This window comes from Marinifilum breve, assembly GCF_003202155.1.
Classification (GTDB): domain Bacteria; phylum Bacteroidota; class Bacteroidia; order Bacteroidales; family Marinifilaceae; genus Marinifilum; species Marinifilum breve.
The window spans coordinates 775733-790055 of sequence record NZ_QFLI01000002.1 but is presented as its reverse complement, the minus strand read 5'-3'; the positions used below and the strand labels follow the sequence as shown (position 1 = coordinate 790055).

The 14323-nt window shown below is 35.0% G+C and carries 18 protein-coding genes and 4 tRNA genes; 13 read left to right on the top strand and 9 right to left on the bottom strand.

Going from position 1 to position 14323, the window contains the following annotated elements; translation table 11 throughout:
• Nucleotides 1–64: 64 nt before the first annotated feature.
• The 4 genes from DF185_RS07490 to DF185_RS07475 form a co-directional block, all read right to left on the bottom strand.
• Nucleotides 65–137, bottom strand: a tRNA-Lys gene (locus DF185_RS07490).
• A gap of 37 nt (nt 138–174) precedes the next feature.
• Nucleotides 175–247, bottom strand: a tRNA-Lys gene (locus DF185_RS07485).
• A gap of 40 nt (nt 248–287) precedes the next feature.
• A tRNA-Lys gene (locus tag DF185_RS07480) sits at nt 288–360 on the bottom strand.
• Nucleotides 361–397: 37 nt separating this feature from the next.
• Nucleotides 398–470, bottom strand: a tRNA-Lys gene (locus tag DF185_RS07475).
• A 366-nt stretch (nt 471–836) separates the two neighbouring features.
• Between DF185_RS07475 and DF185_RS07470 the strand changes: the two genes are divergently transcribed.
• Nucleotides 837–1646 carry an SDR family oxidoreductase gene (locus DF185_RS07470; protein WP_110360114.1) on the top strand — a complete coding sequence of 270 codons (810 nt, stop codon included), beginning with the start codon at nt 837–839 and terminating at the stop codon, nt 1644–1646.
• A 125-nt stretch (nt 1647–1771) separates the two neighbouring features.
• A complete protein-coding gene (locus DF185_RS07465; RefSeq protein ID WP_110360113.1) occupies nt 1772–2494 on the top strand; it encodes an RNA polymerase sigma factor in 723 nt (240 codons plus the stop codon).
• A 55-nt stretch (nt 2495–2549) separates the two neighbouring features.
• Here the strand turns inward: DF185_RS07465 and DF185_RS07460 are convergent, their stop codons facing one another.
• Nucleotides 2550–3560, bottom strand: coding sequence for a YitT family protein (locus DF185_RS07460; RefSeq protein ID WP_110360112.1), 1011 nt, complete (start codon nt 3558–3560; stop codon nt 2550–2552).
• 182 nt (nt 3561–3742) lie between these two features.
• Between DF185_RS07460 and DF185_RS07455 the strand changes: the two genes are divergently transcribed.
• From DF185_RS07455 to DF185_RS07425, 7 genes are all read left to right on the top strand, one after another.
• A complete protein-coding gene (locus tag DF185_RS07455; RefSeq protein WP_110360111.1) occupies nt 3743–4291 on the top strand; it encodes a 1-acyl-sn-glycerol-3-phosphate acyltransferase in 549 nt (182 codons plus the stop codon).
• 12 nt (nt 4292–4303) lie between these two features.
• The gene (locus tag DF185_RS07450) at nt 4304–5086 is read left to right on the top strand and encodes an amidohydrolase (RefSeq protein ID WP_110360110.1); all 783 of its coding nucleotides are present in this window, start codon (nt 4304–4306) and stop codon (nt 5084–5086) included.
• Nucleotides 5087–5243: 157 nt separating this feature from the next.
• Nucleotides 5244–5618: a BlaI/MecI/CopY family transcriptional regulator gene (locus DF185_RS07445; RefSeq protein ID WP_054720396.1), complete on the top strand. Its 375-nt coding sequence runs from the start codon at nt 5244–5246 to the stop codon at nt 5616–5618.
• 13 nt (nt 5619–5631) lie between these two features.
• Nucleotides 5632–7443 (top strand): TonB family protein, encoded by a 1812-nt coding sequence (locus DF185_RS07440; RefSeq protein ID WP_110360109.1) that lies wholly within the window; start codon nt 5632–5634, stop codon nt 7441–7443.
• 101 nt (nt 7444–7544) lie between these two features.
• Nucleotides 7545–8249 carry an energy transducer TonB gene (locus DF185_RS07435; RefSeq protein WP_110360108.1) on the top strand — a complete coding sequence of 235 codons (705 nt, stop codon included), beginning with the start codon at nt 7545–7547 and terminating at the stop codon, nt 8247–8249.
• Between the two features lie 68 nt (nt 8250–8317).
• On the top strand, nt 8318–9019 hold the full coding sequence (locus tag DF185_RS07430; protein ID WP_110360107.1) for an energy transducer TonB: 702 nt from the start codon (nt 8318–8320) through the stop codon (nt 9017–9019).
• 189 nt (nt 9020–9208) lie between these two features.
• Nucleotides 9209–9928 (top strand): energy transducer TonB, encoded by a 720-nt coding sequence (locus tag DF185_RS07425; RefSeq protein WP_110360106.1) that lies wholly within the window; start codon nt 9209–9211, stop codon nt 9926–9928.
• A gap of 55 nt (nt 9929–9983) precedes the next feature.
• Here DF185_RS07425 and DF185_RS07420 read toward each other — a convergent pair whose 3' ends face one another.
• Nucleotides 9984–10643: a B3/B4 domain-containing protein gene (locus tag DF185_RS07420; protein ID WP_110360105.1), complete on the bottom strand. Its 660-nt coding sequence runs from the start codon at nt 10641–10643 to the stop codon at nt 9984–9986.
• A 155-nt stretch (nt 10644–10798) separates the two neighbouring features.
• Between DF185_RS07420 and DF185_RS07415 the strand changes: the two genes are divergently transcribed.
• The 3 genes from DF185_RS07415 to folK are packed head-to-tail and all read left to right on the top strand — an operon-like array spanning nt 10799 to nt 12269.
• Entirely contained in the window at nt 10799–11521 is a 723-nt protein-coding gene (locus DF185_RS07415) for an SDR family NAD(P)-dependent oxidoreductase (RefSeq protein WP_110360104.1), read from the top strand.
• A gap of 9 nt (nt 11522–11530) precedes the next feature.
• Complete coding sequence (folX, locus tag DF185_RS07410; RefSeq protein ID WP_110360103.1) at nt 11531–11887, top strand: dihydroneopterin triphosphate 2'-epimerase; 357 nt, start codon at nt 11531–11533, stop codon at nt 11885–11887.
• Nucleotides 11888–11897: 10 nt separating this feature from the next.
• Complete coding sequence (folK, locus tag DF185_RS07405) at nt 11898–12269, top strand: 2-amino-4-hydroxy-6-hydroxymethyldihydropteridine diphosphokinase (protein WP_110360102.1); 372 nt, start codon at nt 11898–11900, stop codon at nt 12267–12269.
• On the opposite strand, the gene mutT is transcribed toward folK, so the two are convergent.
• Both mutT and DF185_RS07395 read right to left on the bottom strand, forming a co-directional pair.
• Nucleotides 12254–12655: an 8-oxo-dGTP diphosphatase MutT gene (gene mutT, locus DF185_RS07400; protein ID WP_110360101.1), complete on the bottom strand. Its 402-nt coding sequence runs from the start codon at nt 12653–12655 to the stop codon at nt 12254–12256. The genes folK and mutT overlap by 16 nt on opposite strands.
• Nucleotides 12652–13035 carry a C-GCAxxG-C-C family (seleno)protein gene (locus DF185_RS07395; protein ID WP_110360100.1) on the bottom strand — a complete coding sequence of 128 codons (384 nt, stop codon included), beginning with the start codon at nt 13033–13035 and terminating at the stop codon, nt 12652–12654. The genes mutT and DF185_RS07395 overlap by 4 nt, the downstream gene beginning before the upstream one ends.
• Nucleotides 13036–13219: 184 nt before the next feature.
• On the opposite strand from DF185_RS07395, the gene DF185_RS07390 reads away from it, so the two are divergent.
• On the top strand, nt 13220–13915 hold the full coding sequence (locus tag DF185_RS07390; protein WP_110360099.1) for a hypothetical protein: 696 nt from the start codon (nt 13220–13222) through the stop codon (nt 13913–13915).
• On the opposite strand, the gene DF185_RS07385 is transcribed toward DF185_RS07390, so the two are convergent.
• Nucleotides 13903–14319 carry a hypothetical protein gene (locus tag DF185_RS07385; RefSeq protein ID WP_110360098.1) on the bottom strand — a complete coding sequence of 139 codons (417 nt, stop codon included), beginning with the start codon at nt 14317–14319 and terminating at the stop codon, nt 13903–13905. The two genes, DF185_RS07390 and DF185_RS07385, sit on opposite strands and share 13 nt — an antisense overlap.
• Nucleotides 14320–14323: the final 4 nt, after the last annotated feature.

The following is a 14323-nucleotide window of genomic DNA, read 5'->3' as shown; positions in this document are numbered from 1 at the left end:
TGCTCTACCAGCTGAGCTAAGGAATCATCCTGATTTTATTTGAAAGACTTTGGTTGTCTTTAAGTGATCCCTCTGGGGTTCGAACCCAGGACCCCAACATTAAAAGTGTTGTGCTCTACCAGCTGAGCTAAGGAATCATCCTGATTTTATTAGAAAGACTTTGGTTGTCTTTAGTGATCCCTCTGGGGTTCGAACCCAGGACCCCAACATTAAAAGTGTTGTGCTCTACCAGCTGAGCTAAGGAATCATCCTGATTTTTTTATGAAAGACTTTGGTTGTCTTTTAAGTGATCCCTCTGGGGTTCGAACCCAGGACCCCAACATTAAAAGTGTTGTGCTCTACCAGCTGAGCTAAGGAATCATCCTGATTTTATTTGAAAGACTTTGGTTGTCTTTAGTGATCCCTCTGGGGTTCGAACCCAGGACCCCAACATTAAAAGTGTTGTGCTCTACCAGCTGAGCTAAGGAATCATTGTGTAGCCTTTGTTTTCAAAAGCGATGCAAATATAGAGCGATTAAATTTAAATCGCAAACTCAATTTTGCGGAAATTGTAGGTTTTTGCCCCCAGAAACAGGCGCAATTTAATTTATATCCTTGGTTCGTAATTTGATATAAAACCGAAAAGAAATTGAAAAAAAAATACAAACTTTTAAAAACTGCTTTGTTCGCTTATGATAATGGCCGATTTTAGTGGGAAAATGGGCAAAATTTGTTCTTCTTTTTAATCTCAAAAAATCGAAGAAGCATCTAAAAACCGTAAAAAATAATTCTAATTTTGTGATTCATTATCTAAGTTCATGCAAATGGACACAAAAATTGCAAAATAAATCTTCCTTATGAATGATAAAATCGTAGTGATTACCGGAGCATCATCTGGTATTGGAAAAGCATTGGCATTCGAATATGCTTCTCGTGGATCAAAAATTGTACTTGCGGCAAGAAATACAGAAAAGTTAAAAGAGGTTGAAGAGGAAATCCTTGCCAAAGGAATTGAAGTGTTATCGGTAAAAACCGATGTTAGCATTGAGGAGGATTGTAAGAACTTAATCGATAAAACAGTTGAAAGATTCGGTGGAGTTGATGTATTAATTAACAATGCAGGAATTTCGATGAGAGCCATGTTTGCCGATTTGGAATTGTCGGTACTTAAACAATTGATGGATGTGAACTTTTGGGGAACGGTATATTGTACAAAGTATGCCATGCCTTATATTACCAAAGCAAAAGGTTCGGTTGTAGGTGTAATTTCCATTGCTGGATATATTGGTTTACCGGCTCGTACCGGATACTCTGCATCGAAATATGCAATTCGCGGATTCCTGGATACTTTAAGGGTTGAAAACCTAAAAACAGGGGTTCATGTATTGGTAGCAGCTCCTGGCTTTACTGCTTCTAATGTAAGAAATGTAGCATTAACTGCCGATGGTTCTTCGCAAGGCGAAACCCCTCGTGATGAAAGCAAGATGATGAGTGCCGAAGAATGTGCACGCTTAATTGCCAATGCGGTTGTAAAACGCAAACGCGAATTGATTATGACTTTTATGGAGGGTAAACTAACAGTATGGTTGAAAAAATGGTTCCCAAGCCTGTTAGAGAAGCTTACCTATAACCATATGGCTAAAGAGCCCAATTCACCATTGAAATAAAGAATTGTAATTTGAAGCGAGTTTAAATACTCGCTTTTTTCTTGCATTTTGTAACATTTACAGGCCCCGCAAGTATATTTACCTTTTTAAAACTGGTATCAAACGATACAACTACTACTTGACTAATGGACAAATCTCACTTCAATACGTTTATCTTTTCCAATGCGAACAAGATATACTACTATGTATTTTGTATTCTTAAGAATTCTGATCAAACCATTCAAATTGTTGAACAAACATTTGAAGAGTGCTGGAACAAAAGGAAAGAGCTTTCTCATTCCGATTTGACTCCTGTTTTTAAAATCGCCAGAGATTTGGCCAAAAACAAAATACAAAGTAAAACTGCAACGGGAGCTGTTCTTCATCAACATGATGAGGTAAATCCTGTACTATTGCGTTTTTGTGAGCTGTTGAAAGATTTGGCTCCTATTCAAGCTGAGATCTTGTGTTTGCGCTCTTTGTCAAGAATGAGTGTTGATGAAATATCCAAGATTGTTGGACTTGGCTTAAATAATGTACAGTCGATGTTGGCCGAAGCCCGAAAGCTAGTTCGAGCACAGGTTGACCCCAAAGGTATTCTAAAGGAATTTTCTTGTCACGAATTGCTTACCAAATATTATGCAGGAAGCACGAGTGTAGAAGAGGAAGAACAACTACGTTTATATGTATCTCGAATGGATTTATCGGAAATTCCCGAAACAGATCGGGAATTGTTTCGCATGTTTTTAAAAATTGGAAATGCCGAAATCCCAATTACGGGCTCTGATATTTTATCCAATAAAATGAAAGAGCTGCAGACAAGCAAAATTCAAAGAATATTGGCTAAAATAAAAAAGCAATCCCAATAAGGATTGCTTTTTTATTTTAAAAGGGACTGCATTATTTATATTGAAATCATATCAATTATGCAGGTTTATCATTTAAAGATTTAAATCCTTTCCCAAGAATTTCGTTGGTTTCCATAACCGTTACAAATGCATCCGGATCAATTGAGTGAATGTAATCCTGAAGCATCGATAATTCTCGGCGGTTAACCACCATGAAAATCATATTTTTTTCACTTCCATCATACATGCCGGTTCCTTTTAAAAAGGTACCGCCTCGGTTCATATCACCAATTACCTTGTTTTTGATCTCTTCATATTTATCCGATACAATAAATAAAGCCTTTTCGTATGACGATCCTTGCAAGGTAATATCGGTAACCTTACCTATAATGAATAGTACTACCAGCGAATACAATGGAATTTGCCAATCTAGCTGGATGTATAAACAACTTAAAACGATTAGGAAATCGATATAAATAACGGTTTGGCCAAGCGGTGTTTTTGCGAATTTAGCAACAATCATTGCCAAAATATCCGAACCTGCCGATGTCGCTCTGGCTTTAAGAATTAAACCTAAGCCAAACCCAATAAAAATACCTCCGAAAATACAGGAAAGCAATACATCATCAACCAATGGAATTACGCCCCACCATGCAGTAATTGTATCTAAAAATAAAGCACACAACACAAAAGACAGAATGGTTTTTATACCAAATCGAGGTCCTAATACTTTTATTCCAATAAAGCTTAAAGGAATATTTATAGCCAAACTTGCAATCCCAACAGGAATTCCTCCTCCAAACTTGCGAAACAAATCGTTTGAGTAATCCATAAAGTGATACAGAATACTCGAGAAGAATCCGGTATAATCATCAGGATTTAATGCCCCAAATAATCCTTGAGGAAATAGACCTTGGGTCAGTTTGTTGATTACAATCCCAATTCCATAAATACTACCTGGAACCAAATCGTGAGGGACAATAAAAAACACAAAGCCAGCAGCCATAATAAATGCTCCAGCAATAACCAGTGAGTAATTATAAAACCATTTTCCAGAGAAAATAGCGTCTTTTTGTATAAAAGCCAAAGTGAATATGTTTTAGTGTGTAAGCTTTAATTTAATTGTAAGAATAGTAAGATTTTGCAAAAATAAATAATTTTTAGAGGAATACTTGGCCCAATCTGCGCTATTTTCAGAGATTTTCTTTGAAGAAAGGTTGTTTTACCGATAAAGAATTGATTGTTTTGCATTAGATTCAATAATAAAATATGAGAGCAAGCATCAGTAGGCTGATCATGAGAATGTTCGGCTGGAAATATATAGGAGAGATTCCTGAAGTAAAAAAAGCTGTAATTATTGCAGTACCTCACACCTCAAATTGGGATTTTGTTTGGGGAAAGTTGGCTTTTCTATCACACAATGTGAAAACTACCATTTTAATGAAGAAAGAACTTTATGTTTTTCCATTAAAATACCTTCTAAAATCATGGGGAGTAATACCGGTTGATCGATCGAAAAAAGGAAATATGACCGATCAATTGGCCGAAGAATTTTCGAAAAGGGAGTCCTTGTACATATCAATTGCACCGGAAGGTAGCAGGAGTTTGAGACCAGAGTGGAAGAAAGGATTTTACTTTATCGCATTAAAAGCGAATGTGCCTATTTATCTTGCGGAAATCAATTATGAGGATAAAACCTTAACTTGCGGAGAACCTTTTTATCCAACAGGCAATGTTGATGAGGATATGAAAGTTATTAAGAGCAATTATATAAACTCAAAGCCAAAACATCCTGAGAGATTTTCTACTGGCTTGTAAATCTAGTTTGTTATGTCTGATCTGTTAAAAGTTAGCTTGGTTCAGTCCGAATTGATTTGGGGTGATGTGGAAGCCAATTTGAATCATTTTTCCGAACTATTGGGAAAAATTGATAGAGAAAGTGATTTAATCATCTTGCCAGAGATGTTTACTTCTGGATTTTTGATGAAGGATAAAGACAAGCTTGCGCCATTTGCAGAGATGACAATTAATTGGATGCAGGAATGGGCATCGCAAATTCAGGCGGTAATATTAGGAAGCATTATCGTTGAAGAAAATTTGGAGTATTACAACAGGTTATATGTTGTAAATGCAGAAGGTGTATTAGCTCAATACGATAAAAGACACTTGTTCCGAATGGGAGAGGAACAAATGCATTTTCAAGCAGGAAACGAGCGTGTGATTTTTAATATTGGCAAATGGCGAATTTGCCCATTGGTTTGCTACGATTTGCGCTTTCCGGTTTGGAGCCGAGGGGTTGATGAATATGATTTATTGCTGTATGTTGCCAACTGGCCAAAGCCTAGAAGAGAGGTGTGGAATACCCTATTAAAAGCAAGAGCTATTGAAAATCAAAGTTATGTGATAGGCGTGAATCGGGTAGGGAAAGATGGTATGAATTTATCCTACTCGGGAGATTCATCCTTGTTCGATGCCAAAGGCAAACTTCTTGCAAAATGTGAAGATCATAAAACAAACATTCAAAATTACAGCATAAGTTTAAACCAATTGAATGATTTTAGGGCCAAATTTCCCGTGCATTTTGATGCAGATTCATTCCAAATAGAAAAATAGTTACATCAAGCTATTCCTTTTTTATTGATTTTATTACTGATTTTTATTCATCAGTATTGGAAAACTAAATATATAGTTCTATATTTAAGTCTGAAGTCAAAAAATTAGATTTAATAAACAAAAACGAATTGTCCCACTTTAAATAATACAAATAATAATGAAAGAATTAACTAGGGCTGAAGAACAGGTTATGCAGATCCTTTGGGAACTTGAAAGTGCCTTTGTAAAGGAAGTAATTGAGCGCATTCCTGAGCCAAAACCAGCTTACAATACCGTTTCAACAATTGTTCGAATTCTTGAGAAAAAAGGATTTGTTGGACATGTAGCATTCGGTAAAAGTCATAGATACCACCCATTAATTACCAAAAAAGAATATACTCGCAAATTCATGAAAGGATTTGTAAGAAATTATTTCTCGAATTCATACCGCGATATGGTATCCTTCTTCGCAAAAGAAGAACAGGTCAGCTTATCGGAATTGGAAGAGGTTAAAAGAATGGTTGAAGAGCAGATTAAAAAGCAAAGCTCTTAAAAATTATTGGTGAATGGTAACAGGCGTAATTTTATATTTTTTACAATCAGCAATCTGCATGGCATTCTTTTATGCCTTGTATTGGTTGTTTCTGAAAAGGGATACCTTTTTCAGAATCAACCGTGTGTTCTTGATGCTGACCTTGGCCGCCTCGTTACTAATCCCATCTCTTAAAATACCTTTCCAGCTTGAATCAAATCCAGTAACATCAGATTATGCAATGCTTGATGCGATGGTATTAACTTCTCAGCAATATTTAAGTGCGAATATGTTGGAGGAAGTTGTTGTTACCGCCGATAATCATATTAATTGGTATCAATATATTGGATTTATTTACCTGATCGGATTATTACTACTAACCCTTCGTTTTTTCAAAAACCTGATTCAATTGTTTGTTTGGACCAGAACGAATAAAAGAGTTCGTGAGAATGGAGTACAGTTGGTAGTAATGAAGGATGATTATCCGCCATTCTCATTCTTGAACGCAATTTTCATTAGCAGTGAGGACTATAAAAAACCAGGATTTGCAGCCATATTAGCACACGAAAGAGTGCATGTGAAGGAGATGCACACATTTGATCTTCTGGTATTGGAAGTGCTTACGGTTTTATTTTGGATAAATCCGTTTGTTTGGATGTATAAAAGTTCTATTCAGGAAGTTCACGAATATTTAGCTGATGACAAGGTGGTGAATGGTTCGGTTAATCCGAATGAATACAAAATGCATATTGTCAATCAATTTGCAGGAGGTGATTTGTTCCGATTGGCAAACAACTTTGGTCAATCAACATTGAAGAAAAGAATCTCGATGTTGGGTAAAATTAAAACTCCAAAGATTGCATTGGTGAAGCTTTTACTGCTGCTGCCAATTGTTTTGGTATTACTATCTGCCTTTGCTTTTACGATTGAAGAAGAGGAGAAACTTTCTCAAAACTTTTCATTTAATGAATTCATTCCTGATGGTTTAAAGCAATTCTATTCTTTTTCAGACAGAGAATATTCTACATATGATGATGAATTGCACTTTATTCAAGGATCAGCTGCAAGTGGCATTTCAGCATTAAAGCATAAGGAAGAAGTAAGCCCGAACCAAATTTATAGAATTGCCGATGAAATGCCTGAATATCCCGGAGGAATAAATGTTCTGAAGAAGTATATCGCCAATGAAATTAGATATCCTAAACAGGCTGAGAAAGACAAAACGGAAGGAAAAGTGTTTGTAAGTTTTGTTGTAGGGAAATCAGGAGAAGTTAAAAATGTATATGTAAACAAAGGTGTTTCTCCTGAATTGGATAAGGAAGCGTTGAGAGTGGTGAAGGGATTGCCCAATTGGACTCCAGGTAAGCACAAAGGCAATTTGGTAAATGTGGCTTATACCGTACCAATTGATTTTAAATTAAAAGATTTTGCAATAGAACAACCTATAGTGATTAGGAAACCAGTTCTTGCGAGAATTAAAAATGCATCGGATTATCATTCTGATAATTTAGCAAAACTAGAAAATTACAATCAAGAATATACTGTTGTTGAGAAAATGCCGGAATTCCCTGGAGGAAATGGAAGCTTAAGGAAGTGGGTTGCTAGAAATTTAAGATATCCAGTATTGGCTGTTGAGCAAGGTTATGTAGGGAAAGTGTATGTGAAATTCAATGTGAATAAAGATGGCAGTGTTTCAGATGCAAAAATTATTAAAGGAGCTAATGTAGAGTTAAATGAAGAGGCTCTTCGTGTTATAAACAGTATGCCTAATTGGATCCCTGGAGAGCAGCAAGGAATAAAAATTAAGGTGAGTTATACAATTCCTATTCGTTTTGCTTTGAATTAATAAAATTTTTTACGTATATTAACTAAGAAATTAGTTCTATTGACTAATTTCTTAGGAATAACACCCAAAACCAATTTATTGTCTAACCAAAATACTATGTTATGGAAGTAAAAAAGAATCCCCGCTACGATTTAGAAAAGAAAAGAGGAATGTTCTTACAAATCGGTTTTTTACTCAGTTTTTTAATTGTTTTAGCAGCTTTTGAGTACAAATCACCAGTCGCTGAAACCGAGGAATTGTCAATGGAAATCCTTGAAGAAACGAATGAAATTATTCCAGTTACTTTTCAGGAGAAGCCAAAACCCAAGGAACAACCAAAAGTAAAACTGATGGAGTTGGCTGAACTTTTATTGGCTGATGATGACGAAGAAATTGAAGATCTTGAGATCGAAGATGCAAGTTTATCAGAAGATGACGAGTTTGATATCGTTACGGTAAAAGAAGATGATGAGGAAGTTGATGAAGATACGCCTTTTGTGAAAGTTGAGCAGATGCCAATTTTTAATCCTAAAAAGAACAAAACCTACGAACAGGGACAGCGTGATTTGTTCATTACCATGCAGAAAATGACTCGTTATCCTACAGTTGCTCAGGAAAATGGAATACAAGGAAAAGTATTTGTAAGATTTGTTGTGACCAAAACAGGTGAAATTGATAACATTAAAGTGGTTCGTTCTGTTGATCCATCATTGGATAAGGAAGCCATTAGAGTAGTAAGTAATCTGCCTAAGTTTAAGCCTGGAAAACAAAGAAATAAACCTGTAAGTGTTTGGTTTAGTGGGTATATTTCGTTTGTGCTGCAATAATTTTTTTATAATTATTAACTAAAAAGTTAGTTGTTTTTAATATTGTTGAACCTTAAATTCTAAGAGCTATGAAAGAGAAGAAGAATGCTAAATATAATTTGGAGAAGAAAAGAATCATGTTTTTGCAGTTTGGTTTGATATTCAGTTTTATGCTGGTTTTAACTGCTTTTGAGTATGAGGTTCCATTTGATGAGCCTAAAGACGTTGTTCTTGAGGTATTGGACGATATGGATATGTTGATACCGATTACCTATCCAGAAGCTAAAAAACCTGAAGAGCCACCAAAAATTAAGAAAATTGAATTACTTACACCTCTTTTGGTAGACAATGAAGAGGAGGGAATAGATTATGAACCTGAGGATTCATTTGGTAATCCTGATGATGAGGTACCAATAGTGGTTACGGAAGATCCAGAAGAGCTTGTTGAAGAAACGCCGTTTGCGATTGTAGAAGATATGCCGGTTTTTAATCCTGATAAAAATGACAATTACAAGCAGGGTAATATGGATCTGTTTAGAACTTTACAATCTTCTGTTAGATATCCTATTGTTGCACAAGAATCATGTATTCAGGGTAAAGTATATGTTCGGTTTGTAGTAACCAAAAGCGGCGATATTTCTAATATAGAAATCACTCGTTCGGTTGATCCAATTTTGGACAATGAAGTAATTCGGGTACTTAAAAGTTTACCAAAATTTAAGCCGGGTATGCAGCGATTAAAACCTGTTCCAGTTTATTATTCTGCTTTTGTGAATTTTAGGTTGCAATAAATTGATAATCAAATTATAAACAATGAGTTTTGTCGAAACAATAAAGGCCAAAATTCGTACTATTAATAAACAAAACGTTCTTTGAACTCATCCTCTCTTGAGGTCAGTATTCTAGCATGACTCCCTACGAATCATGCTAGAAATGTTCCTATTTTTTATTGCAATTTGTTACCATTAAAATGAACAGCTATGATTCCTAAAAAGAATCCAAATGTTGATTTGGAAAAACGGAAATCCCTATTCTTTGAAATTGGGTTGGTCGTGGCTCTGGCTGTAACCTTTGTTTCATTTGAATGGAAATCAAATGTAAAGCAAGCTTCTCAATTTACTTCTGAAGTGGAATTTACAGTTGATGAGGAAATGGTTCCGATTACCAGACAGGAAGAAATAAAGGCTCCGCCCAAACTACCTCCTAAAATCAAGCTTGCGGATGTTATCACCATTGTTGAAGATGATGTTGAATTAGATGAAGAATTAGAAATTGTTGAGGAAGAAATCAACCAGGAAACGGAAGTGGATATTCAGCCTATTCGAGAAGTAGTTGCGGAAGAAGAGGAACTGGATGAAGCTCAAATTTTTGTAATTGTTGAAGAAATGCCAATTTTCCGTCCAGATATTTGTAAAACTCAGAAGGAGGGAGATGCAGAACTTTATCGACACATTTACAAAAGCCTTAAATACCCTGTATTGGCTCAGGAAAATGGAATTACCGGTAGAGTATTTGTAAAATTTATTGTGGGTAAAGATGGTGGCATTTATGATGTTGAGATATTACGTGGTGTGGATCCTTCATTGGATCAAGAGGCAATTCGTGTAATTAAGAATTTGCCGAAGTTTTCGCCAGGCAAACAGCGTGGTAAACCTGTAAAAGTATCTTATACATCCGTGATTAAATTTGTATTACAGTAGTTTACTACTCAGACTTGAAAACAAAAGTCCGCATTTGATGTGCGGACTTTTCTATTTATATGATTTGAGTTTCAATATTGTCTCCTTTGGCATGTTTTTGTAGTAATGAAACTGCAAAATCTATGGCATTTTGTAATTCCAAATCTCCCTGGAAACTCAATATGATCATTAAGAATTGTGAGCATTCATTGGTAATTGATGTACGAACAGAATCGCTGGTAGGGCTTCCAAAGGCTCCTAAATCATCTCTGAAAATCGGTAAGAACTCAATATTTAATTCTCCACGTCCTATTCCTTTATAAGGTTCATTTTTTCTTCCGATTCCTAACTGAATATCACCATTTATTTTTTCTGCATTGTAACCTCCAATTGAAAATCCACTATCAATTGAGACAAGATTTAAAAGGTCTACTACATTATTGATTTTGTATAAACCTTTGCCACTTGCAACTCTTCTAAGCAGTGCCTCAGCAGAGGGTCTATATCTGCTTGGATCTTTTCCAATTTTGCGATATCCCAACTTTGTGCTTTTTACACTAGGCAATTGTCTAATTTTTTCAGGATCTAATTCTTTCTCCTTTCTCTCAATGAACTCATTTATTTCCTTCCAAAGTTCGGGACAATCCTCTTGTGTTTCAACATCACATTGAATAACTCCTAGCTTAAGATCAGGCCATGTATTTTTAAGTTCCTCCTCAATGCGAATATTTATCATTTTTCACCTATTAAATTTCAGAATCGTTAATCCAAACATCAAAAATAGGAATTATAAAATGATATTTTCTGTGAATCTTTAAATTATCTTATCATAAATTTCTTAAAAGCTTGAATATTTTTTAATTTTAATGGAAAGCGATAAAATCAATTGAAATGGTAAGGAAAAATGTCCTAATAACGGGAGCGATAAAACGAATAGGAAAAGAGTTGGCTGAACATCTGGCAGCTAAGGGGTATAATATTGCATTGCACTACAATTCTTCCAAAAAAGAAGCCCTTGAGTTGCAGGCTAAATTGATTGATATTTATCCATCGCAAAAAATCAAAATTTTTCAATGTGATTTGGGCAATGAGTCAGAATTAGAGCAGTTGACCGATAAGGTGATGAAGCACTTTAAGCAATTGGATATACTTGTTAATAATGCTTCGGTTTTTGATCCAGGTGTAATCCGCGAAACAGATGTGAAACTTTTCAATTTACAGATAGATGTGAATTTAAAAGCACCATTCATTCTTTCGCGTGATTTTGTTTTGAATAACAATAAGGGTTTAATTATTAATTTTTTGGATACCCGAATTTCAGGATATTCAAATTCTCATGCCGCTTATAGCATTTCTAAGGTAGGATTAGCACATCTAACAAAAATGATGGCTCTGGAATGCGGACCAGATATACGAGTAAATGGAATTGCTCCTGGTGCAACATTACCGCCAGAGGGAAAAGGAGAGGAATATTTAAAGAATTTGGCTAATAAAACTCCGATGAAAGTACCTGGAGGAGTAAAGCCAATTCTTCAATCGATAGATTACATATTGGAAAACGATAACTTGACTGGGCAGATATTGTACTGCGATGGTGGAGAACAACTCTTATAAAATTAGATTATGGCAATTATTCGCGTTAAAAATTTACTGATTAGAACATACATTGGATTTAATCCTGAAGAACTAAGAAACAAACAGGATGTGGTAATTAACATGAGTATTAAAACGGATGTTAGTGAAGCCATTAAGAATGATGATGTTGACAACTCGTATAATTACAAGGTAATTACGAAAAAAGTAATTGCTTTGGTACAGGAAGGCAAATTTAAAATGCTTGAAAATTTGACTCAACAAGTTTTGGATTTGATCATGAAAAACCCGAATGTAGAGTGGGCTAAAGTAGAAGTTGATAAGCCTCATGCATTGCGATTTGCTGAATCAGTATCCATAGAGCTTGAAGCAAACCGGAAAATCTAATTTAAAGAATATGAACTCGTGTATTATCGGAATAGGATCAAATATAAATCCCAATGAAAATATCAAAAGGATGTTATGTTTGCTGGCAAAGGATCATAGAGTAGGAAAACATTCATCATGGGTTAAAACTGCACCTATAGGAATAACGGATCAGGATGATTTTATTAATGGAGCTGTTAAGGTTGAAACACAGCATGATATTGATGAGTTTCGAAATTATTTAAAGCGACTTGAAGATAGAATGGGAAGGGATAGGAGCTTGCCTAAATTTGGTCCGAGAGTAATTGATCTTGATATTGTTGTGTGGAATGGTGAAATCGTTGATGAAGATTACCATACCAGGGATTTTTTGCGTGATTCGGTAAATCAATTGCTTGATTGAAGATATTCTAGGAGCAAATCGACCAACTTGATATCGGCAGGAGCCCAATCCATGTCTTTTAATTCGTTGACATGTACCCACTTGATATTTTGGTGTACTCTCTTTTGAAATTCACCTGATACATGTTCAACAAAAAATGCTTTTAGGCAAACGATTTTACTGCCATAATTGTGAGTGCTTTCTCCCAGAAATCCTGTTACTTTTGATTGAATGCCGAATTCTTCATGCAGTTCTCGAACCATGCATTCTTCATCAGTTTCGTTTGCTTCGATTTTACCACCAGGGAACTCCCATTTTAATCCTAAATCATCGTGATGATTTCTTTGTGCGACTAAAATAAAATCTCCTTTTCGGATAATTGCTGCGCTTACCTGAATGGGTTTCATTCTGAATCCTTTTTTTCTGAGTCAATTTCGTTCAGAAGATTGGCAGCCAGCTTTACCAGGTTTTTACATGACATGCTGTAATTAAACCTGATATCGAAACAAGTTAAATGATCTGATTTTTCTTGAAATCTCTTGGTGAATTCATCTTTCAAATCAGGTTTGTCTTTAATTAGTTCCAAAGCCGCAAAGTAAGCGCCACAGTATCCATTAGGTGCTTTGCCATTGCCATATTTGGCCAATTCCACAATCTGATCGTTTGTGATTTGGTATTCCTCCTGAAAAGCTTTAAAAATTGCTTGGGCGCAATTGTAATACCCCGGAGGTTTATGAAAATATTTTAAAGCAGTATCTGCTTTTGTTCTCTTATGAAAAAAACTCATTGTAAAGGTTCAAGTTGGTTAACAACAAATGTAGCAGTTTCCTAAATGAAACACCAATTAAATTAGGTCTTTTAGAACATGAAATTTGTCATATTTGTGTGATAATCACGAAAAAATATTATATTTAACTTCATTTAATATATTGTTTGGATTATAGTTTAAGTGCATTTTAATATTTAATCGTATGAATAAAATTAACCCATGGGCTTTTGGAATTGTATTTCTTTCTTTTTTTGCTTTTTATGCATGGAATGGTTTTAAGTTGCCGATCATCTTTTGGGGTAAAACATATAAACAAGATGCATTAATCTATGATACAAACATTCACACCGTTTCTTTTGGCGGACAAGTGAATTGGAAACAAACGGTAAGATATTTTTATCAGGTTGATAATAATTGGTATGATGGATACTATACTTTAAAAGGAGCGCAATCAAAACAAAAGGTTGGAAATCTGATATCTCTGGAAGTTTCAAAATTGCGACCAGCAAAGCATAGGGTTAGAGCTTTTTACAAATCCGATCGGACTATTTACCATATGGAAAAGCATTTTGAAACCAGGCAAGTTGCTGGCTATAAAAAGCTTAATATTGCCAATGATGTTTTTAGTTTGATTGATTTTAGTGTGCAGGAAGATTCAATATCAAAGTATTACGGGATACTTCATGTTAAAAATGACTCGATTAAAGAATTGGTCCCAGTTATTCATTATTACAAATCAAAAACCTACCTGGAATATCAACTCGTTGATGACGATCTTAGGAATCAATTCTATAATAAGTACCAACAAATGGAATTTGAAAAGAAAGATAACTCCATTCGAATTGACCCTCTTGAGGAAATTTATTATCAATCCTATCGAAATGCTTACAATGAATGATTCAGCTTCTTTTCAAGTGAATTAATTTTCTGTTCCAATCTGATGGAAAAATTACTTGAATTTTTGACTACAAAACGAAATAGAATTAAAGATTTCTCGTAATATTCGATTGCTAGTGCTTTTTGTTCTTTTGCGTTTTGAATTTCGGCTTCAGCATAAAATAATTCTGCTAATACTTGTAGGTGTTCATCTGTATAGTTGTGCTCCTGCAATAATCTATTGGTAAGTTTTTCTTTTGGCAAGCCCCTAAAGAATGAAGCATCTTCTTTCAAAAAATCGCGATATGCATTTTCAAGAATCTGAGATGCTTTTTTTGTGTTCTTTTTATTCAGTAAGCCTAAAATTTGAGCGATCAATTCACCAATCATCTCAATCATTCTTAATACATAGTCTTTTTGATACATATTT